Origin of the sequence: Flavisolibacter tropicus (assembly GCF_001644645.1) — a bacterium.
GTDB lineage: Bacteria > Bacteroidota > Bacteroidia > Chitinophagales > Chitinophagaceae > Flavisolibacter > Flavisolibacter tropicus.
Map to the genome: position 1 here is coordinate 5298090 of NZ_CP011390.1, position 22647 is coordinate 5320736.

A 22647-nucleotide genomic window follows, 5' to 3' on the forward strand; every position below is an offset into this window, starting at 1 on the left:
CAATTGGTTAACACATATGAAAACTGAGTATAACATAAAGAATATCAGGCAGTTGTATAACCTTACCCAAGAGGAATTTGCTACTGCATTGGGCATAACACGTGAATTGGTCAATAAAATGGAGAAAGGCAAGTGTGGCGTGAGTAAGGCCACGAAATTGCTCATTAATAACTTCATAGAGGAGCGAAAAAGTGAAGATTATTCACATTCAATTGTTAGCGATGTGCAAATTTTTGGTACGGCGCATTCTAAAACGCGTAACCTGCCTTACTACTTAGAGCGCAGAGAGCAGAAGAAAGAGGTGCGCCAGTTGGAAGTGCCCCTGGTTGGTATTAAGGCGCAGGCGGGCTACGTAAAGGCTTATGAGCAAACGGATTATTTAGATACCTTAGAAAAATACTCTTTGCCTCCTGGAGTGAACCCTACAGGAGCTGTTTGGAGCTATTTTGAAGTAGACGGGGAAAGCATGGAGCCTACCTTGTTTGCTGGCGATCTTATCCTGGCTACGATGTTGCCGCATGAAGACTGGCCCGATATCCGCAATTTTAGCGTATATATCATATTAACCGGGGAACAGCTGTTGGTGAAACGCGTTTACCAGCTTAATGATAAAGAATGGGTACTGATCTCGGACAACGAAGACGTAGCTCCACAAATGCGTATCCTTGTAGACGATATCAAGCAGGTTTGGACATTCCGCCGCCACATACGCTCTCGCGTACCGCAGCCAAGGGAATTTAAGATTACGGCATAAGGGATGGTCAAAACCAGGATTTGGGGAGATTAATGGATTAGGAGGAAGGAATAATGAACAAGGAACAAGGAATGATGAAGGAAGAAGGGAGGGAATGTTCAATGCTCAATTCTCAACGATCAATGTTCAATAAAGAGAGAATAAATTGATAAATGAAAAGCACTTCAATTAGGGAGTGCTTTTCATTTATAGTCAGCCCTTCATTTCTTGGTGTCTTTTAATCTTATCGCCTTTGCGTGAAACCTGATCTCCTTTTCTCTGTGCGAAACCCTTCCCTGCGCCCCCGGCGCCTCTGTGTGACACTAATTTTCAAATAACAAATTAACAATTCCCTAAAGCTGCTTAATTTTAGCGCCACTATTGATACTTGCCTATGCCATCTAATGCAAACAGACAGTTCCTGGATTTTGAGAAGCCTATTAAGGATTTGATCGATGAGATTGAACGTCTGAAACACGCCGCTGAGCAAAAGAAAATTGATTATTCTGAGCAAATTGCCAAACTGGAAGAGCAAATATTGGAGCGTCGTCAACAGATAACGCAAAACCTGACCAGCTGGCAAAGGGTGCAATTAAGCCGTCATCCGGATCGCCCCTATACCTTGAAGTATATTGAGAAAATGACTGAAAACTTTGTGGAGCTGTATGGCGACCGCAATGTGAAGGACGATAAAGCCATGGTGGGTGGATTTGCCCAGCTAAATGGAGAAACCGTAATGTTCATTGGTCAGCAGAAAGGGATCAATACCAAGACGCGTCAGCTGCGAAACTTTGGTATGGCCAATCCTGAGGGGTACCGCAAAGCGCTACGCCTGATGCGCCTGGCCGAAAAGTTCAACAAACCCATTGTTGCCTTAATTGATACACCGGGTGCCTATCCGGGCCTGGAAGCAGAAGAGCGTGGACAAGGGGAAGCTATTGCCCGCAATATTTATGAAATGATACGCCTGAAGGTGCCGGTAATTGTCGTAATTATTGGAGAAGGCGCCTCTGGTGGTGCACTGGGTATAGGCGTGGGCGACCGCGTATATATGATGGAGAACACCTGGTATACGGTAATTTCTCCTGAAAGCTGTTCTTCAATCTTATGGAGAAGCTGGGATAAAAAAGAAGTAGCTGCCGAGCAGCTGCGTCTGACAGCCGATCACATGAAAGGCTTTGGACTGGTAGATGATATTATTCCTGAACCAGCTGGTGGTGCGCACTGGAACTACGATGTGGCTGCCCAGATTTTGAAGAACCATTTAATTAATGTTTTAAAAGAGCTGAAAGCCATTCCTACTGAAGAGCGCATTAATCAGCGTATTGATAAATTCGGCCGTATGGGCTTCTGGGAAGAGGCGGCTTTGGAAATTCCTGGAGAAGAAGCATAGTTATCGGGATCCGGGAAACGGCAATCGTGAATTTAGAAATTCATTTTCGATTGCCGATTCACAATTCACGATGCATTATTGACACTAAGAAACTTTATAAATACTCATGGTTAGAGATATTTTAAGAGGAACGGGTGTGGCATTGGTAACACCGTTTCAAGCAGATGGCTCTGTTGATTTTGATAGCCTGCAAAAGCTAATCAATTTCGTTATAGAAGGTGGGGTGCAGTATGTGGTAACCTTGGGTACTACAGGTGAGACTCCTACCTTGTCAAAAGAAGAAAAGCAAGAGGTTGTTCAGGCTACTTTTTCAACTGTTGCTGATCGTGTGCCTGTAGTGATTGGTATTGGTGGTAACAATACTAACGAGGTGGTAAAAGAATTGGAAGCATTTCCAATTGAAAAAGCGGCGGCTATCCTATCTGCCAGCCCCTATTATAACAAACCTTCCCAAGAAGGAATTTATCAGCATTACCGAGCAATGGCCCAGGCAACCAACCGGCCTATTCTTTTATACAATGTTCCTGGTCGTACAGGCAGTAATATAGCACCTGCAACCGTGGTGCGCCTGGCTAATGATTTTGAGAACATTGACGGTATTAAAGAAGCTAGTGGCAATATGGGGCAGTGTATGCAGCTATTGCGTGATACGCCACAGGACTTTATGGTAGTGAGCGGTGATGATAATTTAACCCTGGCCCAGATAGCCTGTGGTATGGATGGTGTGATCAGTGTGGCTGCTAACTGCTTCCCTAAAGACTTTACTGGTATGGTAAATGCCGCTTTAGAAAATGATTACGTTACAGCGCGTTCTCTGAATAATAAATTGTTGTCAGGTTATGACCTGCTGTTTGCTGAAAACAATCCGGCTGGTGTGAAAGCATTTTTAACCGAACTAGGTATCATTGAAAACAACCTGCGTTTGCCTTTGGTTCCACTAAGCGATCGCATTTATGAGCAAGTGAAAGAGTACCTGGAATCACTTCGCCAAAAAGGAATTCATGCATAAATGGTTATTGCTAGCTGGCTTAGGCTTAGCTGGCACATTGCAAGCACAGTTTCGCATTACTCTACTTATTAAAGAATTACCTTCTTATCATCAATTAAATGAGCCTGTATTTATTGCAGGCTCATTTAATAACTGGAAGCCGGATGAGAAAACGGCCCAACTAGAAAAAGACGCTAGCGGTGTCTATCGTATTTCGTTTGTGGCGCCTCCTGGGAAACAAGAATTTAAGTTTACCCGTGGCAGTTGGGAGCGTGTGGAATCGGGCCAGAATGGATCTTCCGTTGCTAACAGGGTGCTAACGGTTTCATCGGATACTACCATTGAGGTATCTATTTTGCATTGGGCTGATCATTTTCCTAAAAAGCCTAAAGTGAGTACTGCCAGTAAGAATGTGCATTTAGTTGATACTTCGTTTTACATACCGCAGCTGTTGCGTTACCGCCGCGTAATGATCTATTTACCGGAAAGTTATAACCGTAGTAATAAGACCTACCCGGTATTGTATATGCATGATGGGCAGAATGTGTTTGATGAAATTACGGCATTTGCAGGTGAATGGGGGGTAGATGAGGCCTTAGATACCATGAATGCCCAATATGGTGAAACCATTGTGGTAACTATTGATAATAGCAGTGAAAAGCGGATAAACGAGTATTGTCCTTATGATATGCAGCAGTTTGGAAAGGGGGAGGGGAATCAATACGTTGATTTTTTAGTTCATACACTAATGCCTTATATCAACCGGCATTATAAAACCAAACGTTCCGCTAAGTATACATCTATAGCAGGAAGCTCAATGGGTGGCTTGATTTCCTTTTATGCTCTATTAAAATACCCAAATAAGTTTGGCGCCGCTGGTGTGTTCTCACCAGCCTTTTGGGTGGCACCTGCTCTGAAGGAGGATATTGAAAAGAAAGCCAAGAAAGTAAAGGGGCGAATGTATTTCTTTGCCGGCAAACAGGAAAGTGAACATATGGTTACGGACATGTTGGGTGTATTTGAGCAAATGACACGCTTGTCTAAAGCGGATATTACCACCGTTATTCGTGCAGAGGGAAAACATGATGAAGCAACCTGGCGTCATGAGTTTCCTATATTCTACCATTGGCTTAGCCATTACAAATCCGGAAAGTAAATCTCAAAGGCTGTTTCATTATTTGGCGCGCTGAAGGCCTCAATAAAGCCATTATGATTTTGCACTATCTTTTTGCAAATGGTTAAGCCCTTGTCTGTTCCTTCATAGGCATCTTTTGTATGTAAGCGTAGGAATACTGTGAATATTTTTTGCGCAAAGGTTAGCTCAGAAAAAATACAACAATTTTGTTGGCTCAGCAGTTTAGACTTCATAGGTAACGCCTTCTATAGCCAGTTCGGTATTGGGAAAAACCTGGCGGGCTTCGTCTTGAAAGACATCCAGAGAATTGTATTTGGAACTAAAATGGCCAATAAGTAAGCGTTTTACCATGGCTTTACGGGCAAGGGCTGCGGCCTGCTTAGTAGTGGTGTGGTAACGTGAATAGGCCTTGTCCTGCATATTGTCCAAGTAGGTAGCCTCATGGTAAATGGTATCAAAGTCGTAGATGTGCTCTATCAGGCCTTCGTCGTAACGTGTATCGGCGCAGAAAGCATACCTTTTTCCTTTCCCTGGAGCTGCTGTAACCGTATCGTTTTTAATGACCTTTCCTTTGGGAGTAATATAATCCAACCCATTTTGCAAACTGCTGTAAAAGCTAATGGGGATTTGTAGTTTGCGTATTTGCTCTATTAACAACTTGCGTTTTCCCTCTTTTTCTTCAAAGCTGAATCCAAAACATGGAATACGGTGCTGGGTACGAAAGCATTTTATGCGGATGCGCTCGTTATCGACCAGGGTAGCATTTTCGGTAAGTGTATGAAAGAAGATGGGGTAAGAAAGAATAGTATCTGCTACCTTCAGCTGCATTTCAATAATCTGCTGTAAAGGCTCTGGTCCATACACGTGTATCTCTTGTTTGTGTGATAAAAGGCTGAAGGTATTGATCAGGCCTACTAAGCCAAAGTAGTGGTCTCCGTGGAGGTGAGAGATGAAAATATGCGAGATCTTACCTCTTCGAATCTTGTATTTGATCATTTGTATTTGTGTGCCTTCGCCACAATCCACTAAATAATTGGTGCCATCGTGAGAAACTACCTGGCTGGTAGGGTGTCTATTAAAGGCTGGGACTGCTGAGTTATTTCCTAAAATCGTCACAGATAACATGCGCTAAAATTACTAGTCTGAATCAATTTATTGAAAATCGCTGAGTGTGCTCTCTATTGAGGATAAATAACTTTTCCCAAACAAAAGCAAGTGAATTAAGAGTGGGTATAAATTACAAACTTTCCATTGTTCTTTATAGTTGGTGGGAAGAGGAGTATGATAGTGGTAGGCCTCATAAAAGGCTTTGTCAAAACCACCAAAAAGGGTTGTCATGGCCAGGTCTATGGAAGGATGGCCGTAATAAGTAGCTGGATCAATCAATACGGGCTGTTTATCTACAGCGCACAAATAATTGCCACTCCAGAGATCGCCATGTAAAAGAGCTGGTGATTGTTCATTGAAAATGCCTGGAATATAGGTATAGAGTTTTTGAAAACTTAAAAGATGATGTGTCGTTAGTAGTTGCTGGGAATGACACTGCTGAACGAGCGGTTCCAAGCGGTTTTGAATGAAAAAGGTTGGCCAATCTGTGGCTGATTTGTTTTTCTGTGGTAAGGAGCCCATAAAGTTATCTGTCTCTAGCCCTAAAAGTGATTGCGTATGGGAATGCAAGGCTGCCAATCCTTCACCAAAGCTTTTCCAAAACGTATGATTTGGTGTTGAGCGTTCTATCCACTCTAATAAAAGAATTTGAAAAGAATGGGTTTCGAGTAAGCCAATCACCTTTGGTGTTCTCAGTGGTCCAGCATGGTTTAGCAATTGCAGGCCGGCTGCCTCTGTTTTGAATAAGTGTGGAAAATTGGTAGCAGAATTAACCTTGCAGAAAAGAGTGCGATTATTAGCTGATAATTTAAACGTCTTGTTAATGCTGCCACCACTTGTTTCCTCTAAGTATATTTTGTTAACACTAAGTGTTTGACAAAGTTGTTGGTAGATAACCGGATCAATGGATATCATCGATTCGAATCATGGTTTCTGTGTAATGCGACCATTACTTTTAAAATAAAAAGAATTTCAGTAAACTTACTCTTCATCTTCATCGCCTAACAGTTCACGCTCTATCTCTTCCATTTGTACAATGTCCCAAGCTTCGCTCTCTGTAGGTGTTGTGTTCATCAGTTCTAACAGATTCTTTTGATCAAGAAACTGTTCCATATTGGCAGTAAGTTCACAAATGACAAATGAAGCTCCGGCATCATAAAACTGTTGCTGAGTTTTTACTAAATGCTCTGCGCCAGCCTCATCCATAGTGTTAACACTGTTTAGTTTTAATACTACATTTTTTATATCTTGTTGTAAATAGGTGGCCAGTTGTTTGCAAAGGTCTTCTGTCATATTAGCAGAAAGATGCTCAGATTCGACGCTAATGACATGAAAACGTTCTTTGGTATCAGTTTTGACTTCCATAATAAGTGCGAAATATATTGCGAAAAGTATTAACAGTTTGTCGTTAAACCTCGCATAAAAATATTCGTTATTATTGTATTAAAGCATAATTAATCAAATGGATAATAATTTTTCCTCGCAAGTAAAAGAAATCATCTCTTTCAGTAGAGAGGAGGCATTGCGATTAGGAAATGATTTTATTGGGACGGAGCACTTGCTTTTAGGTCTAATTCGGGAAGGCGATAATACAGCGGTACGCATTTTGAAAAGCAATAGCGTAGACTTGTATGAGTTGAGAAAGGAAGTAGAATTGGCTGTAAAAGATAAAACCGGTAAAAACATTGCTAATATAAATAGCCTGCCTCTCACCAAACAGGCTGAGAAGGTGATTAGAGTAACGGTACTGGAAGCTAAGGCGCTTAAGAGTCCAACAGTGGAAACCGAGCACTTGATGCTTTCTATTTTAAAAAACAAAGAAAACATAGCCACTCAGATTTTGAATCAGTTTGATGTGGATTATGAATCATTCAGACAGGAGTTAGGTATGATCAAATCAAATGATGTAAGAGCCGAATACCAGGATGAGGATGATGAAGGTTTTGAAGATGAAAAGAAATACTCTGGTTCAAAAGCAAGAGGCGGTGCCGCTGCTAAGAGCAAGACACCTGTACTAGACAATTTTGGTAGAGACATTACTAAGTTAGCCGAAAGCGGTACGCTGGATCCGATTGTGGGTCGTGAAAAAGAAATTGAAAGGGTTTCTCAAATACTTTCACGTAGAAAGAAAAACAACCCGATTTTGATTGGTGAGCCTGGAGTGGGTAAAACCGCTATCGTGGAAGGTTTAGCCTTACGTATAGTACAGCGTAAAGTGAGTCGCGTGTTGTTTGACAAGCGTGTGATATCTCTGGACTTAGCTGCATTGGTAGCTGGTACTAAGTATCGTGGTCAGTTTGAAGAGCGCATGAAGGCCATCATGAATGAACTGGAAAAGAATCGCGATGTGATCTTGTTCATCGATGAGATCCATACGATTGTAGGTGCCGGTGGCGCTTCTGGTTCATTGGATGCTTCTAACATCTTCAAACCAGCGCTGGCACGTGGTGAACTGCAATGCATAGGCGCATCTACGTTAGATGAATACCGCATGCATATTGAAAAGGATGGTGCCTTAGACCGTCGTTTCCAAAAAGTAATGGTAGATCCACCAAGTGTAGAAGATACTATTCAGATCTTGAATAACATCAAGTCTAAATACGAAGATTACCATAATGTAATCTATGATGATGAAGCGATCAATGCTTGCGTGAAGCTGAGTGACCGTTATATCACTGACCGTCTGTTGCCAGACAAGGCTATTGACGTATTGGATGAAGTAGGTGCACGTGTTCACTTAAAGAACATCAATGTACCTCAGAACATTTTGGACTTAGAGAAGAAGATTGAGGATATTAAGGTTGAAAAGAATCGTGTAGTAAAGAGCCAGAAGTTTGAAGAAGCTGCTGCTCTGCGTGATACAGAAAAACGTTTGGGTGAAGAGCTTGAAAGAGCGAAAGCACAGTGGGAAGAAGAAAGTAAGCACAAGCGTTACCCAATCGGTGAAGAAGAGATTGCCGAAGTGATCAGCATGATGACGGGTATACCTGTACGCAGAATGGTTGAAGCTGAAACGGAGAAGTTGCGGAAGATGGCCGATGATATGAGAGGTATGGTAATTGGGCAGGATGAAGCCATTTCTAAAGTAGTGAAGGCGATTCAGCGTAACCGCGTAGGTTTGAAAGATCCGAAGAAGCCTATTGGTACTTTTATCTTCCTGGGACCTACAGGTGTCGGTAAAACGGAGTTAGCTCGTTCATTGGCTCGTTATATGTTTGACTCTGAAGATGCCTTGATCCGCATTGATATGAGTGAATACATGGAAAAGTTCACTGTATCTCGTTTGATTGGTGCGCCTCCAGGATATGTTGGTTATGAAGAAGGTGGTCAGTTGACAGAGCGTGTACGCCGTAAGCCTTACAGTGTAATTCTTTTAGATGAGATTGAAAAAGCGCACCCTGATATTTACAACATCTTGTTGCAAGTATTGGATGACGGCCAATTGACAGATGGTTTAGGTAGAAGGGTAGACTTCAAGAATACCATGATCATCATGACATCAAATATCGGTGTACGTCAGCTGAAGGACTTTGGTGAGGGTGTAGGTTTTGCTACGCAAGCCAGAGTACAGAATGCAGATGAATTAGGAAAAGCCGTAATCGAAAAAGCGCTGAAGCGTACTTTCTCTCCGGAGTTTCTGAACCGTATTGATGATGTGATCATCTTTAACTCTCTGTCTAAAGAGAATATCTTCCAGATCATTGATATTTTGATGAAGGGTGTAATGAAGCGCCTGACAAATCTGGGATTCAGTCTGGAGTTATCAGAAGAAGCAAAAGAGTTTATTGCCGATAAAGGATATGATCATCAGTTTGGTGCTCGTCCGCTTCACCGCGCTATCCAGAAGTATTTAGAAGATCCTCTGGCTGAGGAAATCCTGAATATGCATGTGAAAGCAGGTGATGTGTTGAAGGCTGACTTGGATAAGGAAAATGGTAAGTTGGTATTCACCTTGGGTGAATCCAAACCGAAAGAAGAATCTAAAGCATAAACGGCTAAATTGTATAAAGCCCCGCAAATTGCGGGGCTTTTTTTTGTCATTCCATTAATACGAAGCAATTTTGTGGTAGCTGATAGATATGAAAAAGATTATAGTAACAATAGATGGTTGGTCATCTTGTGGGAAAAGTACCTTGGCCAAGCAATTAGCCCAGGAATTGGGGTATATATATGTAGATAGTGGAGCGATGTATCGGGCAATAACCCTCTATTTTTTACGTAACCATGTGGATTGGACAAATCCTGAAGAAGTGCACGAAGCATTAGAGAATATCTCGTTAGAATTTGTATTCAATCCGATCAGTGATAGGTCGGAAATGCACTTAAACGAGGAAAACGTAGAATACGTAATCCGCGACCTGGTAGTAGCTGAAAAAGTAAGTGAGGTGGCTGCTATTAAGGAAGTGCGTGAGTTTGCTGTAGCGCAGCAGCAGCAAATGGGCAAGGGGAAAGGCATTGTGATGGATGGAAGGGATATAGGAACTGTAGTATTCCCGAAAGCCGAATTGAAGTTGTTTATGACTGCTGATAACGCTGTTCGTGTAGAACGTCGATTTAAAGAACTTTTTGAGAAGAATCCTAATATTTCGCTGGAAGAAGTAAAGGCAAACCTCGAAATGCGTGATTACATCGATTCCAATCGTGAAGTAAGTCCATTGCGGAAAGCTGAGGATGCCATCATTCTGGATAATACTAATTTGACTCCTGAAGAACAATTCAAAAAAGCGTTGAGGCTGGTTCATGATAGCAGTAAAGCGATGGCCTAACCGAATTCTTTGTAGACTTTATTATACAAATGGCGCTTTAGGGCGCCTTTTTCTTTTTAAAATTACAGTTATGCTTTGGCGTAATACCGATGTGGCATAACTATTTAATAAACGTAAGGGACAAAGCTCCCGGCCGGGGTTGTGCGCAGTTACAATATCCTATAAGTTAAGCTGTTCCTACCTTATTTATACTTCAGTATTTCATTACCTATTGAATTCCATCCATTAGAATGACTTGGGCGTATGTCTATGCCTATTCATTCTCAGAGGTAATCCCTCCTGTACCCCAAGAAGCACAATAATTCTAAAAACTCTGAAAATGAAAAGATTTTTACACAGCTTAATAGCTATCCTAACTCTATTGTGTCTAAGCAAAAACTCCTCAGCACAGTCTTGTTTAATCAGTGATGCCGTATTTCAAAATGTACGTATTAATGAAGGCGGTATAGCAGACAGGAAATGTACAGCAACTTTCGATGCTAGTTTTACAATAGCTAACAACCCAAATAACAAGTACATTTTTATACAGACCTATATAGAATCGGCTACCCAAGACGGTCATAATGTACCAGGTCCTAACCCTAGCCCTTATCCGAATACATTTCAGTGCAAAGATGGGGTAGCTGGAAAAAAAGTTCCTCCGAGAGGAAATAAAGAGGTAGGTACTCCTTTATTAAATATTGCAATAGACAATAGCGGTGCTGCACCAAGCTTTACAAACTATGTTCTTGATCCAAGTATGGCAACGAAAGGAAATGTAGCCGCCTCTACCATTCAGAAAACAGTGTTGTCAAATGGAAATGTACGTTATGAATTAACAGGTATTCAAATGGAGCTGCCATATGATTGTATGACTTTAACTGAATACGTTTTTATTTCTAATTTTTTTACCACGGCTAGTGCTGATGCAACAACTGTAAATTGTGTAAACTGTGGCTTACAAACTCCACTACCCAATATCACAATTACCGGTATAACGAATTGTGATCTAGTAACTGCCAACATTACCAACCTTTCAGATAAAACGCAGCAGCTTGACTACGCTCTTTATGTAGATGCCGATGCAAACGGAGAGCTTCTGCCAACAACTTTAGGAGGAGCGGATATATTGGTTACATCAGGTAAAGTCACAGTTCCCCGCGGACAAACAAGAACTGCTACAGCAACTCTCACAAATAGTTTGGCAGGACAGGATGTATTTGTGGCAATTAACTTTGACGGTATGATTGTAAGCCAACTATTGCCCACCATTGCTTGTGCGCTACCTGGTCCTTTGCCGGTATCCTTAAAATCGTTTAATGCTAAGCGTGTAAATAATAACGCTACTTTAAGCTGGGAAACGGCCTCCGAAAATAATAACAAGGGCTTCTCTGTGCAACGCAATTCTGGAAATGGTTGGGTAGATGTATCCTTTGTAGAATCAAAAGCAACTGGTGGCAACAGCAGCTCTCTGCTAACCTATGAGTATAGTGAGGCAAATAATCAAAAAGGTGTTACGCAGTACCGCTTAAAGCAGGTTGATATTGATGGCAAATTCAAGTTAAGTGAAATACGTAGTATCAATGGTGTTAACCATGCTGGTAAAGTCATGGTTTATCCAAATCCGAGCAGTGATGGCAGCGTAAATATCATTTTTGATAGTGAGCGAGGAAACCGCGATGTGCTTATTTCCGATATGGGTGGTCGCATTATCAAACAATATCGGAATGTGAGTGCTTCTAACTTGCGTGTTGATCAACTAAGCCCAGGTATGTATTCATTACGAATTACAAACCAGGAAAATGGGGCGCAACAAATTGAAAAGTTGGTTGTAAATAAATAATATTTATTACAGAAAGGCGATACCTGTTAACTGCCTTTTATAAGTGAAATAAATAAAAAGGTGGTCGATTGACCACCTTTTTATTTTAGGAGATATATTATTTAGAACTACTAACTTTTAAAAGTTCAACTTCAAAGATCAACATAGAACCTCCGGGTATAGGACCTTGATCGTTAGGGCCGTACGCCAATTGGTAAGGTATATATAATTTGTACTTAGACCCTTCTGGCATCAATTGCAGCGCTTCTGTCCAGCCTCTGATTACACCTGTAACAGGGAAGGAAATTGGCTCGCCTCTTTTGAAAGAGTTGTCAAATTCATTACCATTCAGCAAGGTGCCAACATAATTAACCGTTACGGTATCTGCTGTTGTAGGCTTGGGGCCAGTACCTTCCTTAATTACTTCATATTGTAAGCCTGAAGCCGTAGTCTTTACGCCGGATTTGGATTTGTTTTGTGCCAGGAATTTTTCACCCGCATCAATATTAGGCTTTGATTTCGCCTCTTGTGCTTTATTGATACATTTCATCATTACGGAATTGGCCTGGTAGTCGTTCAGTAACAATGTCTTTTTGCCTAAAACGTCATTGATTGCTTTTGCCACCAATGAAGTATTCAGATTGGTAATACCTTGTTGTTCATAGAAGCTAGCCACGCTAACACCAATAGCATAACTGGCTGAATCGGTTAAGTTTTTTAAAGGCGAAGCCGGGGTAGTGCTAGTCGTTTTTTTTACAGGTACAGGCTTCTTTTGTGCCGCTGCTGTAAGCGTTACAAAAGCTGTTGCCATGATAAGTACTTTTTTCATAATTCAAGTTAAAGGACAAATTTAAGGGATCAAGCTTCAGACCTTGTAAAGGTTCCTTTAAATTCGTAAATGCTTCAGGCTTCCGTTGAATTATATAAAAAAGCATATACAGGTATTCCACGACCCATCTGGTGGCTTTCGCTGGTGATGTTCATTAACCGTAGCGGTACAATGGTTATTCCATTCCTGACGGTTTATTTAATCTCTAACGGGTATACACTTTCTCAAGCTGGGACTGTAATGTCTGCTTTTGGGCTAGGGGCTATTCTGGGTAGTTTTATAGGCGGGAAGCTTTCTGACCGTTTGGGGTTCTTTTGGGTACAGTTCTTTAGCTTATTATCGAACGGTGTATTTTTTATCATTCTGAGCCATATACATGGTTTCTGGTCCTTTGCCATTACTATTTTTTTATTGGCAAGTGTGGGTGAATCTTTTCGGCCTGCAAACGCGGCCGCTATTGCCGCTTATAGTACAGATAGTAGTAGAACAAGGGCCTATTCGCTTAATCGGCTAGCTATAAACCTAGGATGGGCCATTGGGCCTGCCATTGGAGGCTTGCTAGCTTATAATTTTAGTTATACAGCCTTGTTTTGGGCAGATGGATTAACCTGTATAGCCGCCGCATTATTACTATATATTTTTTTATTTCAATTTCACCAGGAAACAATCTCTCAAAAGGCTACACAAAAGGAAACTGTTATAGCAAGCAATTCTGCATACAAGGATAGGGTTTTTATGAAAGGGATGTTTTCGCTATTGCTAATCGGTATTTGCTTTTTCCAGCTGTTTAGTATGCTGCCAGTTTATTATAAAGAGGAGGTGCATCTTTCTGAAAACATTATAGGGTTGATCCTGGCCAGTAATGGTGTTATTATAGTGCTGGTAGAAATGATATTGGTGTATAAGTTGGAACATAGGCGACATCCACTTTTTTATATGGTTGTTGGTGCTTTGCTGATTGGACTTTCTTTTTTAATGCTGGCATTTGTACCGCAAATAGCTTTAGTACTAGTGAGTATGCTACTGGTAACCTTTGGAGAGATGCTGCTTTTCCCCTTTACCAATTCTTTTTGGGTATCGCGTACTAATAATTTCAACAGGGGTCAATATGCGGCTGCTTACTCCATGACCTTTGCTATAGCACAAGTGCTTTCTCCTATTTTAGCTTCTAAGGTGGTGGCTAAATCAGACTTTCCTATACTGTTTATAGGCGATTTTATTCTTTGTGGTTTCGCTGCCTTGGGTTTTCTTTGGCTACGAAAAAAAGAAGCTTAAGCATGGAAGAATTCAGCCGTATCGTACAAGTTCGCTGGTCAGACCTGGATCCTAACTTTCACTTGCGTCATTCGGTATACTATGACTGGGGCGCGTTTTGTAGAGTAGAGTTTTTAAATGAATATGGTCTTGATGCGCATGTTATGCAGAAACTGATGTTTGGTCCCATTCTTTTCAGAGAAGAATGTATATTCCGTAGAGAGATTCGTTCTGGTGATGAAGTGAAGATCAACTTGCAACTATTGCGCTCAAAAAAGGATTTCGCCCGCTGGAGTATTCAGCACCAGATCATTAAGAACGGTGATATACTTTCTGCTGTACTAACTGTAGACGGCGCCTGGATGAACTTAAAAGAGCGGAAACTGACGTCTCCTCCAGAGCAAGTATTTGAGGTATTTAACCAGATGCCAAAAACAGAAACATTTGAATGGTTGGCTTAATTAGCCAGGCAAGTGTTTGATCTGATCTGGAAAGTTGTTAATGTAAGTGTTTAATAACGTCCTTATATAACTGTTTTCCTTGTAGGGCTTAATATATTCAGCTATTGCCTCTTCAGTGATGGTGTCAAAGTTCTTGGGCAAATAGCCCATTCCAAAGAAAGAACCTTTTACCACCATGATGCAAGAAACTTCTTCGTCATTTAGACCCTTGTCTAATACAATATAGGAGGGGCGACTGGTAAGAGAGGCAATGGCTTGCAAAACCCTGTCGTTATAGGCCTTCGGGGCTTCCTTTTTTTCGCATGCGCCATGGCAATGGTTCTCAATCATTCCCTGGCAGTCATCATTGTCGGTTTGCATAAAACACAGCTTCGGGCAAAGGTCAAATTCCTTCATCAGTTTCCGTATCACACCATGCCCATCTACTTTATAATGGAAAGTATAAATGGGGTTTGAGTTCTTACGTTTTTTCTCTATGGCCAAGCGCATATAGCCCGCCTGGTCTTCATAGACAAAGATGCCATACACATCTTCCGGCTTTTTCTGTGCATTATTGAAGGAAGGCCATAGTCGTTTTATTTCTGTACTTTCTAATATGGCTGCCATCAGTTCTGTAGCAGTTGCCTGAAAGGAAATGGCATGAACATGGCGAACAAAATTCTGCTTTTGCTTACTATCAGAATTATTGCTAAAGTGGCTGTTAACACGCTTTTTTATGTCTTTGGCCTTGCCCACATATACTACCTTGCCCTTGCTGTCATGAAAATAATAGACGCCCGGTGTAGAGGGCAGGGCATCAAAATGAGCTTTAGGAACATTGGGCGGTAAGGTTTGTTCCTTGGAGTTGCGCTTTAAACTAGCTGTAATATGATCGTTGGTATCATTTTGTAATAACAGTTTGAACAAGGTGACAGTTGCCGCAGCATCACCACCGGCCCGGTGACGGTTTTCCAAATCAATACCCAGTGAGTGGCATAAGTTGCCTAAGCTATAGGAAGGGTAGCCCGGAAAAATCTGGCGCGATAGGCGTACCGTACACAGTTTCTTGGTGTTTAAGGTATATCCGTAAAGCTGTAAATGGTTTTTAACAAACGAATAATCGAAATTGACATTGTGTGCCACAAAAATGTTGCCTTGTAAAATGGTATATACTTTTTCGGCTATTTCCTCAAAATAAGGCGCATCGGTTACCATTTCATTGGTTATTCCTGTAAAGGCCTGAATGTAGCGGGGGATCTTCTGCCCGGGATTGACCAGACTTTCAAATTTTTCTATAACATTTTCACCATCAAATACTTGAATGGATACCTCAATAATGCCATTGCCAGCAGCATAACTCCCTGTCGTTTCAATATCCACGATGGCGTACATGTCGTTATAGTATTTTTGGGGCTTGTTAGAAAAGTGACCGAAGTTCTAAAATATTTAGCAATGAGCCAACCTTCCGGGAAATATTTAATGTTCTATAACAGGCTGCAGAAAGTATATAAGCACTTAAACAAGCAGGCTAGCCGGCAGGGCATCTCTTGTTTCCGCATCTATGATCATGATTTGCCTGAATTTCCGCTGATCATTGAGCTTTATGAGCAGAAAGTCTATGTTTCAGAATACAAACGCAAACATGCCTTAAGCGATGAAGAGCATGATGCCTGGTTAACGCAATGCCAGGAAATTATTGCAGAAGTTACCACTATACCTGTTAATGAGATTTATGTTAAACTGCGGAAGCGGAAAGAAGACAGGAAGGATCAATACCAGAAACTGGACCAGGCTAAAAATGAGACTATTGTCCATGAGGGAGGGCTAAAGTTTATAGTAAACCTTAGTGATTACTTAGATACTGGCTTATTCCTTGACCACCGTATTACCCGTGGTATGGTTAAAGAAATAGCAGGGAATAAGAAAGTATTGAACCTTTTTTGCTATACCGGTTCCTTTTCCGTTTACGCTATTGCTGGTGGGGCAGGGGCAGTAACATCGGTTGATTTGTCTAAGACTTATTTAGACTGGACGGAGCGCAATGTGATGCTTAATTTTCCTGAATTTACACAGCACCAGGCTATTCATGCGGATGTAAAACAATATTTAAAGGAAGCGGCATCTAATAGCTTTGACATCATTGTAATGGATCCGCCAACGTTTAGTAATAGTAAGCGTATGGAAGATATTCTGGATATTCAGCGCGATCATGTAGAATTGATCAACGACTGTATGCAACTGCTTACGGAGGGCGGCATTTTATTTTTTAGTACCAATTACCGCAAGTTTCAGTTAGATAGACCTGCTATAAAGGCCAATTCTGTTAAAGATATTACCAAGGCGACTACCCCTTTTGATTTTGCAGGAAAGCTGCACCGCCAATGTTTCAGTATCACAAAATAAAAAACCGCTGTAAGACTACAGCGGTTGATGTGTGTGTGTTTATGGAAAAAATTAATAAACGTATTTCAATGCTGTAACGTCTGAGCTGGTGAATGGACGGTTTACTCCGCTTCCAACACAGGCCAACATCCAGGAGTTAGCTGAAGGACCAGATGGAGTACCTGGAATAAATACAGCACCTACAGTAGATGCGCCTTCATTTGCATATGCACCGCCGCAGCTATAAGATCGGTCCATATAGTCGGTATGGCGGAAGCCAATGCAATGACCTAATTCATGCGCCATGATGGTAGCAATGTAGTTGACATTGCTAGAACTGGTGCTTGTGCTGTAATGATAGGTATTCATCTTTACCTGGCTATATGGTGCACCGCCGCCAGTAGGGAAGCCAGATGACCCCAGGACATTGCTTACTTCATAGAAAGCAACTACTGTGGTATTAGCGCCTGAAGTAACACGCGAAAAGCGTATAGTTAGGCCCTGTGCATTATAGCGACGGATAGCTTCATCCAAAGCCGCTGAAAAGACAGCCTGGTGGGCAGAAGAACTGTTGTTTAGCGCTACTTTAATAGTAGGGTAGGTGCTTGCTTTCACTACATTGTTTGTGCGATAATGTTCTTCATTAGCTACAACCATGTCGGGAGATGTAGGCTTTGACCTGAGATCATCTTCTGTTAGAACGATGTCACCTTCTACTAAGTAGCCGCCGTCTACTTTTTTTACGCCGCCGTTATAAAAGCCTGCTGCTTTTATCTGGCTTAGTGTTTCTTCAGATACCTCTGTTTGAGCATTTTCTTCTTTTACATCTTTTTTACAAGAGGTGATGGTTAGCGCCAATACGGCGGCAAGGGAAAGGGTTTTGAAAGTGTGTTTCATGTGTGTGTTTCGTTGAGCGTTTGGGTTAAAAAATGGTTTCGAAACATCAATTTATCACACTTAGAATTATGTTAAAAAAATATTAAAGCAACACAGTTGCAATCTAACGCTAATGTGTAAATGATACGCAAATAATTGAAAATGAGGTTTTTACTATTTTGATATAGTAAAAGTTACCTATTTGTTTTATATGTAATTGAAACCGAATAGCATTAAAAAGAGCCGCTGGATGCAGCGGCTCTTTTTAAGTGAAGTAATTCTACGAATTAATAAACGTAGTTTAATGCTTTTACATCATTAGAGTTGAATGGTCGATTTACATTGCTGCCAATACATGCCAACATCCAAGAGGCTGCATCCGGACCAGAAGGTGTACCAGGAATAAGTACAGCGCCTACACCATTTTTAGCCTGACCTTCATTGCCGCCACTACCACAACTGTAAGCTCTTCGCATATAATCGGTATGACGGAATCCAATGCAGTGACCTAATTCATGCGCAATAATTGTAGCGATGTAGTTGATATTAGTGGAACTGGTACTAGTGCTATAATGATAGGTGTTCATTCTAACTTGGTTATATGGTGCACCACTGCTTGTTGGAAAACCGGAAGAACCTAAGACATTGCTCACTTCATAGAAAGCAACTACAGTAGTATTGGGACTGGAGGTTACGCGAGAGAATTTGATAGTAAGACCAAGCGCATTATAGCGGCGAATGGCTTCGTCCAAAGCTGAAGAAAAAACAGCTTCATGTTGTGAGGAGCTGTTGTTCAACGCTACTTTAATAGTTGAATACGTATTGGGATTGACCAAATTAAACGTTCTGTACTGTTCTTCTTCTGCAATGATCATATTTGGCGAAGTAGGCTCAGATGCTAATTCAGCATCTGATAGGAAGATGTCGCCTTCTACTAAATAACCGCCATCCATTTTTTGAATATTATCAGTACTAAAACCTGCTGCTTGAATCTGGTTAAGCGTTGCTTCAGATACTGATGCTTCCGGGCTGTCATGTACATCTTTTTTACAGGAAGTAATTAATAGAATAGCTGTTCCTGCAACAGCAAGGATGTTTAAGGTGTGTTTCATATGTGTATTTTAAAGGTGAATAAGGGAGAAATTGGTTGGGTAGGCTATAGTCTAGCCAGTGCTAAATAAAATTAAACAACATATTTGCAAATTCTAAATAATATGTAAGAATTATAGAAGCTGTTGATAACGGATAAACTAAGGCGCTGGATGCTAATTATCAGCTTATTTACTGTGTTAAGTATGAAATTAAAAAAGCCGCTGTGTTTCAGCGGCTTTTTTAATGGTTGTATTTCTACGTATTAATAAACGTAAGAAAGAGCAATTTTATCATTCGCATTGAACGGACGGTCAACATTGCTGCCTACGCAAGCCAGCATCCAAGAGTTAGGATCGCCGCTGGTAGGAGTGCCAGGAATGTACACGGCACCAACACCTGTATTAGCCTGTCCTTCGTTTTGTTTTCTACCACCGCAGCTATAAGCACGGTTCATATAGTCCGTATGGCGGAAACCAATACAGTGACCTAGTTCATGAGCCATAATGGTAGCAATGTAGTTGACATTGGTGGTTGTAGTACCGGTGCTGTAATGGTAGGTGTTCATCTGCACCTGGTTGTAAGGATCGCCAGTGCTAGTAGGGAAGCCGGAAGAACCTAATGTATTGCTTACTTCATAGAATGCAACCACTGTAATGTCAGCTCCTGTAGTTACACGCTGAAAGCTTACTGTCAAGCCTTCTGCATTATAACGGCGGATCGCTTCATCCAACGATGCAGAAAAAGCAGCTTCATGTTGAGAAGAACTGTTGTTCAGTGCTACTTTAATCACTGGATGTTTGCTGGTGCTTACCAGGTTAAATGTGCGATACTGTTCTTCTTTCGCAACTACCATATTGGGTGAGTTAGGATTAGAAGAAAGAGTAGCATCATTTAACACGATGTCTCCTTCTACTAAATAACCACCTGCCACTTTTTGGGCACCATCTGTACTAAAGCCTAAGGCTTTGATTTGAGTCAGTGTTGACTCTGAAATGTCATTCGATTCAACATTCTTAACGTCCTTTGAACAGGCAGTCAATGTCATAGCAGCTACGCATACTGCTGCAAACGTTCTGATGATTTTTTTCATGTGTGTGTGTTGTGTGTGTTTAATGAAAAAAAAGAGGTTTAAGATATGTAGGAAAATGATTACGTTAACAATTTATTAACGCAACATTGTTGCAACAACATATTGATAATCACTAAGTATACAGTTGTGGTTAAAATCACATATTAAATTTGGTATATTGCTTACTACTATGAATCGTTTGCTGACCCTTACACTTATCTGTCTATTTATTTCACTATGTTCTAACGCACAACTTTCACGGCAAGATGCAGGTGTAAAAGTTTCAGCTTCCCTTTCAAAAAAGCTTTTGTCGGCAAGAGATACGGATAGCATTGATGTTTATGTCTCTTATACGAATGCTGATTCCATACAGGCCAGTGTTCGTTTTTTATCTACCTACCAAGCGGGGCGAGTTTCACTGTTGCGTACTAAGGTGAGCGAGCTGCAGCAGTTATTAAAAACCAAGCATATTCTTTTTGCAGATGCTTATGTGCCGCCTAAAGAAGAATTGACAACTGCAACACTAGATCTGGCAACTAACAAAATCAACTTGGCTCACAATGATTTCCCTGCTTTGAATGGAAGCGGGTTAAATGTTTCGATAAAGGAAAACTTATTGGATACTACCGACTTGGATTATATAGGCCGGTTTTTTAATACAGGATTGAATGCGGCATCGGTTACAGCGCATGCCACTATCATGGCTACTACTATAGCAGGTGCTGGCAATACTTCCTCATTTGGAAAAGGAGTGGCACCTAACAGCTATTTAACATCGTCAAACTTTGCTTCTTTATTGCCAGATGCTGATGCGGTATTTAAGCAAAATGGTATAAGCGTGCAAAATCATTCCTATGGCACTGCTATTCAAAACTATTATGGTCCAGAGGCAGCTGCTTATGATATCTCCGCCGCTAATAATCCTGAACTGCTTCATGTATTTTCTTCAGGAAACTCTGGTACGTCAAAGGGCACTGAAAACTATAATGATTTAGACGGTGTGGCCAACCTTACAGGCAATTTTAAAATGGCCAAGAGTATTCTCACAGTTGGCGCTATTGATTCTTTTTACCAGGTTTCTCCTCTTAGCTCAAAAGGGCCTGCTTATGATGGTAGAATAAAGCCCGAGTTAGTAGCTTTTGGTGAAGATGGCAGTTCTGGGGCCGCCGCTATGGTTTCAGGATCGGCCTTATTGGTGCAGCAAGCTTATAAGTTGAAGTACGGCCGTATGCCTTTGGCCGCCACTACAAAGGCTATATTAATAAATAGTGCTGATGATGTTGGCCAAAAAGGTATTGACTTTGCTTCTGGCTTTGGAAACCTGAATACGCATGCTGCAATAAAAACAGTACAAGAGGGACGTATGTTTGAGGGAAGCCGAAACGCTAATACTTCAGCATTTTTTCAAATTGTTGTCCCTCAGAAGGCCGCCTTATTAAAAGTAACACTTGTGTGGGCTGATCCAGCCGCTGCTGTAAATGCTACCAAGGCCTTGGTCAATGACTTGGATCTTACCGTTTCATCTCCCGATGGCATAAAATGGCTGCCATGGGTATTAAATAGCAAGCCCAACAAACAGTCTCTCCTGTCTGCTCCAGAACGTAAAACAGATACCTTAAATACCATTGAACAAGTAAGCATTGAAACGCCGGTAGCGGGTACATATACTATTCAAGTAGCGGCAAAGACATTGCAATCAACTTCACAGGCCTTTAGTATTGCTTACCAGATAGATTCAGCAGAAACCGTTTTTTGGACCTTTCCGGCAGCTACAGATAAACTGGAGGCAAATGCCACTAGTGTCATCCGCTGGCAAACGAATATCAGCAGCAGTGGCACCATTGAATATAGTACAGATAAAACCACATGGAAACCTGTAGCAAGTATTGCAGATATAGGTACTGGCTATTTTAAATGGCAGGTACCCGATATTACATCTACTGCGTGGCTCCGGTTAAAGACTGCAGATAAAACAATAATAACAGATACGTTTGTTATTAGTCACATCCCCACCATGGATGTTGGTTTTCAATGTGCTGATTCCTTTCTATTGCTATGGAACAAGCAGCCCGTGCAGCAATTTCAACTGTATGAGTTGAAGGATAAGTATCTCTCTACATTTGCTACAGTAACCGATACATTCAGCTTGCTTAAAAAAACACAACATCCTGCTATATACTACAGTGTCATTCCTATTGTAAATGGTAAACCAGGCCTCCAGGCTTCCATACTTAATTATACCGCTCAGGGAGTTAATTGTTATTTCAAAAGCTTCTACGTGCAGAGCCAAACGCCTAAAACGGCTATATTATCGGGTTCATTAGGTAGTGTGTATGGTGTGTCCGCATTGGTTTTGCAGAAATTAGTAAACAATGCTTTTGTAAATAATAAACCCATTGGTCAGCTGCAAACAAAACAGTTTGTTATTGAAGATTCCGATATGCATCAAGGACTTAACCAATATCGATTGGCCTTGCAACTAACCAATGGACAAACCATATACAGTGAAATAATAGGTGCGTATCAGTTCAACGGACATAACGTTATTATTTATCCCAATCCAGCCTCGCAGGGACAGCCTATACAAATTATCACCAGCAGGGCGGGAAGAACGGCTATCAAAATTTATAATAGTGCCGGGGCTTTGCTTAGTGAGATGCGTTTAAAGGATCTGAAGCAACAAATTCCGCCGCTCCGTTTGAACACGGGCATGTATGTAGTAAAAGTAGTTGATGAAGAAACCGGAGATATTTCTTCCCAGAAGATCATTGTATACTAACAA

20 protein-coding genes are annotated in these 22647 nt (G+C 41.2%); 11 read left to right on the forward strand and 9 right to left on the reverse strand.

Translation table 11 applies throughout. From position 1 onward, the window contains the following. The first annotated feature begins 16 nt into the window (after window positions 1–16). The 4 genes from SY85_RS22590 (at window position 17) to SY85_RS22605 (ending at window position 4270) form a co-directional block, all read left to right on the forward strand. Complete coding sequence (locus tag SY85_RS22590; protein WP_066408025.1) at window positions 17–754, forward strand: LexA family transcriptional regulator; 738 nt, start codon at window positions 17–19, stop codon at window positions 752–754. Window positions 755–1127: 373 nt separating this feature from the next. Next, window positions 1128–2126: an acetyl-CoA carboxylase carboxyltransferase subunit alpha gene (locus SY85_RS22595; RefSeq protein ID WP_066408028.1), complete on the forward strand. Its 999-nt coding sequence runs from the start codon at window positions 1128–1130 to the stop codon at window positions 2124–2126. 106 nt (window positions 2127–2232) lie between these two features. Then, a complete protein-coding gene (gene dapA, locus SY85_RS22600) occupies window positions 2233–3135 on the forward strand; it encodes a 4-hydroxy-tetrahydrodipicolinate synthase (RefSeq protein WP_066408035.1) in 903 nt (300 codons plus the stop codon). Next, on the forward strand, window positions 3128–4270 hold the full coding sequence (locus SY85_RS22605) for an alpha/beta hydrolase-fold protein (protein ID WP_066408038.1): 1143 nt from the start codon (window positions 3128–3130) through the stop codon (window positions 4268–4270). The genes dapA and SY85_RS22605 overlap by 8 nt, the downstream gene beginning before the upstream one ends. On the opposite strand, the gene SY85_RS26175 is transcribed toward SY85_RS22605, so the two are convergent. The 4 genes from SY85_RS26175 to SY85_RS22625 form a co-directional block, all read right to left on the reverse strand. Beyond that, on the reverse strand, window positions 4252–4482 hold the full coding sequence (locus SY85_RS26175; RefSeq protein WP_066408042.1) for an ATP-binding protein: 231 nt from the start codon (window positions 4480–4482) through the stop codon (window positions 4252–4254). The two genes, SY85_RS22605 and SY85_RS26175, sit on opposite strands and share 19 nt — an antisense overlap. Beyond that, complete coding sequence (locus tag SY85_RS22615; protein ID WP_066408045.1) at window positions 4472–5374, reverse strand: ribonuclease Z; 903 nt, start codon at window positions 5372–5374, stop codon at window positions 4472–4474. The genes SY85_RS26175 and SY85_RS22615 overlap by 11 nt, the downstream gene beginning before the upstream one ends. A gap of 27 nt (window positions 5375–5401) precedes the next feature. Beyond that, window positions 5402–6271 carry a fructosamine kinase family protein gene (locus SY85_RS22620; protein WP_066408052.1) on the reverse strand — a complete coding sequence of 290 codons (870 nt, stop codon included), beginning with the start codon at window positions 6269–6271 and terminating at the stop codon, window positions 5402–5404. A 66-nt stretch (window positions 6272–6337) separates the two neighbouring features. Then, complete coding sequence (locus SY85_RS22625) at window positions 6338–6721, reverse strand: STAS domain-containing protein (RefSeq protein ID WP_066408054.1); 384 nt, start codon at window positions 6719–6721, stop codon at window positions 6338–6340. 97 nt (window positions 6722–6818) lie between these two features. Here SY85_RS22625 and SY85_RS22630 point away from each other — a divergent pair, with 97 nt between their 5' ends. The 3 genes from SY85_RS22630 (at window position 6819) to SY85_RS22640 (ending at window position 11944) form a co-directional block, all read left to right on the forward strand. Beyond that, the gene (locus tag SY85_RS22630) at window positions 6819–9347 is read left to right on the forward strand and encodes an ATP-dependent Clp protease ATP-binding subunit (RefSeq protein ID WP_066408055.1); all 2529 of its coding nucleotides are present in this window, start codon (window positions 6819–6821) and stop codon (window positions 9345–9347) included. Window positions 9348–9435: 88 nt separating this feature from the next. Then, window positions 9436–10122 (forward strand): (d)CMP kinase, encoded by a 687-nt coding sequence (cmk, locus tag SY85_RS22635; protein WP_066408057.1) that lies wholly within the window; start codon window positions 9436–9438, stop codon window positions 10120–10122. A 319-nt stretch (window positions 10123–10441) separates the two neighbouring features. Next, window positions 10442–11944 carry a T9SS type A sorting domain-containing protein gene (locus SY85_RS22640; protein WP_066408059.1) on the forward strand — a complete coding sequence of 501 codons (1503 nt, stop codon included), beginning with the start codon at window positions 10442–10444 and terminating at the stop codon, window positions 11942–11944. A 97-nt stretch (window positions 11945–12041) separates the two neighbouring features. On the opposite strand, the gene SY85_RS22645 is transcribed toward SY85_RS22640, so the two are convergent. Beyond that, entirely contained in the window at window positions 12042–12752 is a 711-nt protein-coding gene (locus tag SY85_RS22645; RefSeq protein ID WP_066408061.1) for an FKBP-type peptidyl-prolyl cis-trans isomerase, read from the reverse strand. Window positions 12753–12821: 69 nt separating this feature from the next. On the opposite strand from SY85_RS22645, the gene SY85_RS22650 reads away from it, so the two are divergent. Together SY85_RS22650 and SY85_RS22655 are read left to right on the forward strand one after the other, a co-directional pair. Beyond that, a complete protein-coding gene (locus SY85_RS22650) occupies window positions 12822–14027 on the forward strand; it encodes an MFS transporter (protein ID WP_066408063.1) in 1206 nt (401 codons plus the stop codon). Between the two features lie 2 nt (window positions 14028–14029). Beyond that, window positions 14030–14467: an acyl-CoA thioesterase gene (locus SY85_RS22655; RefSeq protein ID WP_066408066.1), complete on the forward strand. Its 438-nt coding sequence runs from the start codon at window positions 14030–14032 to the stop codon at window positions 14465–14467. Here the strand turns inward: SY85_RS22655 and SY85_RS22660 are convergent, their stop codons facing one another. Beyond that, window positions 14468–15838 (reverse strand): exonuclease domain-containing protein, encoded by a 1371-nt coding sequence (locus tag SY85_RS22660; RefSeq protein ID WP_066408068.1) that lies wholly within the window; start codon window positions 15836–15838, stop codon window positions 14468–14470. Window positions 15839–15898: 60 nt separating this feature from the next. Here SY85_RS22660 and SY85_RS22665 point away from each other — a divergent pair, with 60 nt between their 5' ends. After that, entirely contained in the window at window positions 15899–16849 is a 951-nt protein-coding gene (locus SY85_RS22665; RefSeq protein WP_066408071.1) for a class I SAM-dependent methyltransferase, read from the forward strand. Window positions 16850–16900: 51 nt separating this feature from the next. Here SY85_RS22665 and SY85_RS22670 read toward each other — a convergent pair whose 3' ends face one another. The 3 genes from SY85_RS22670 to SY85_RS22680 form a co-directional block, all read right to left on the reverse strand. Next, complete coding sequence (locus SY85_RS22670; RefSeq protein WP_066408074.1) at window positions 16901–17725, reverse strand: M57 family metalloprotease; 825 nt, start codon at window positions 17723–17725, stop codon at window positions 16901–16903. 266 nt (window positions 17726–17991) lie between these two features. Continuing rightward, on the reverse strand, window positions 17992–18816 hold the full coding sequence (locus SY85_RS22675; protein ID WP_066408077.1) for a M57 family metalloprotease: 825 nt from the start codon (window positions 18814–18816) through the stop codon (window positions 17992–17994). Window positions 18817–19058: 242 nt separating this feature from the next. Beyond that, window positions 19059–19886: a M57 family metalloprotease gene (locus tag SY85_RS22680; RefSeq protein ID WP_066408079.1), complete on the reverse strand. Its 828-nt coding sequence runs from the start codon at window positions 19884–19886 to the stop codon at window positions 19059–19061. Window positions 19887–20055: 169 nt separating this feature from the next. Here SY85_RS22680 and SY85_RS22685 point away from each other — a divergent pair, with 169 nt between their 5' ends. Beyond that, entirely contained in the window at window positions 20056–22644 is a 2589-nt protein-coding gene (locus SY85_RS22685) for a S8 family serine peptidase (protein ID WP_066408081.1), read from the forward strand. Window positions 22645–22647 lie beyond the last annotated feature (3 nt).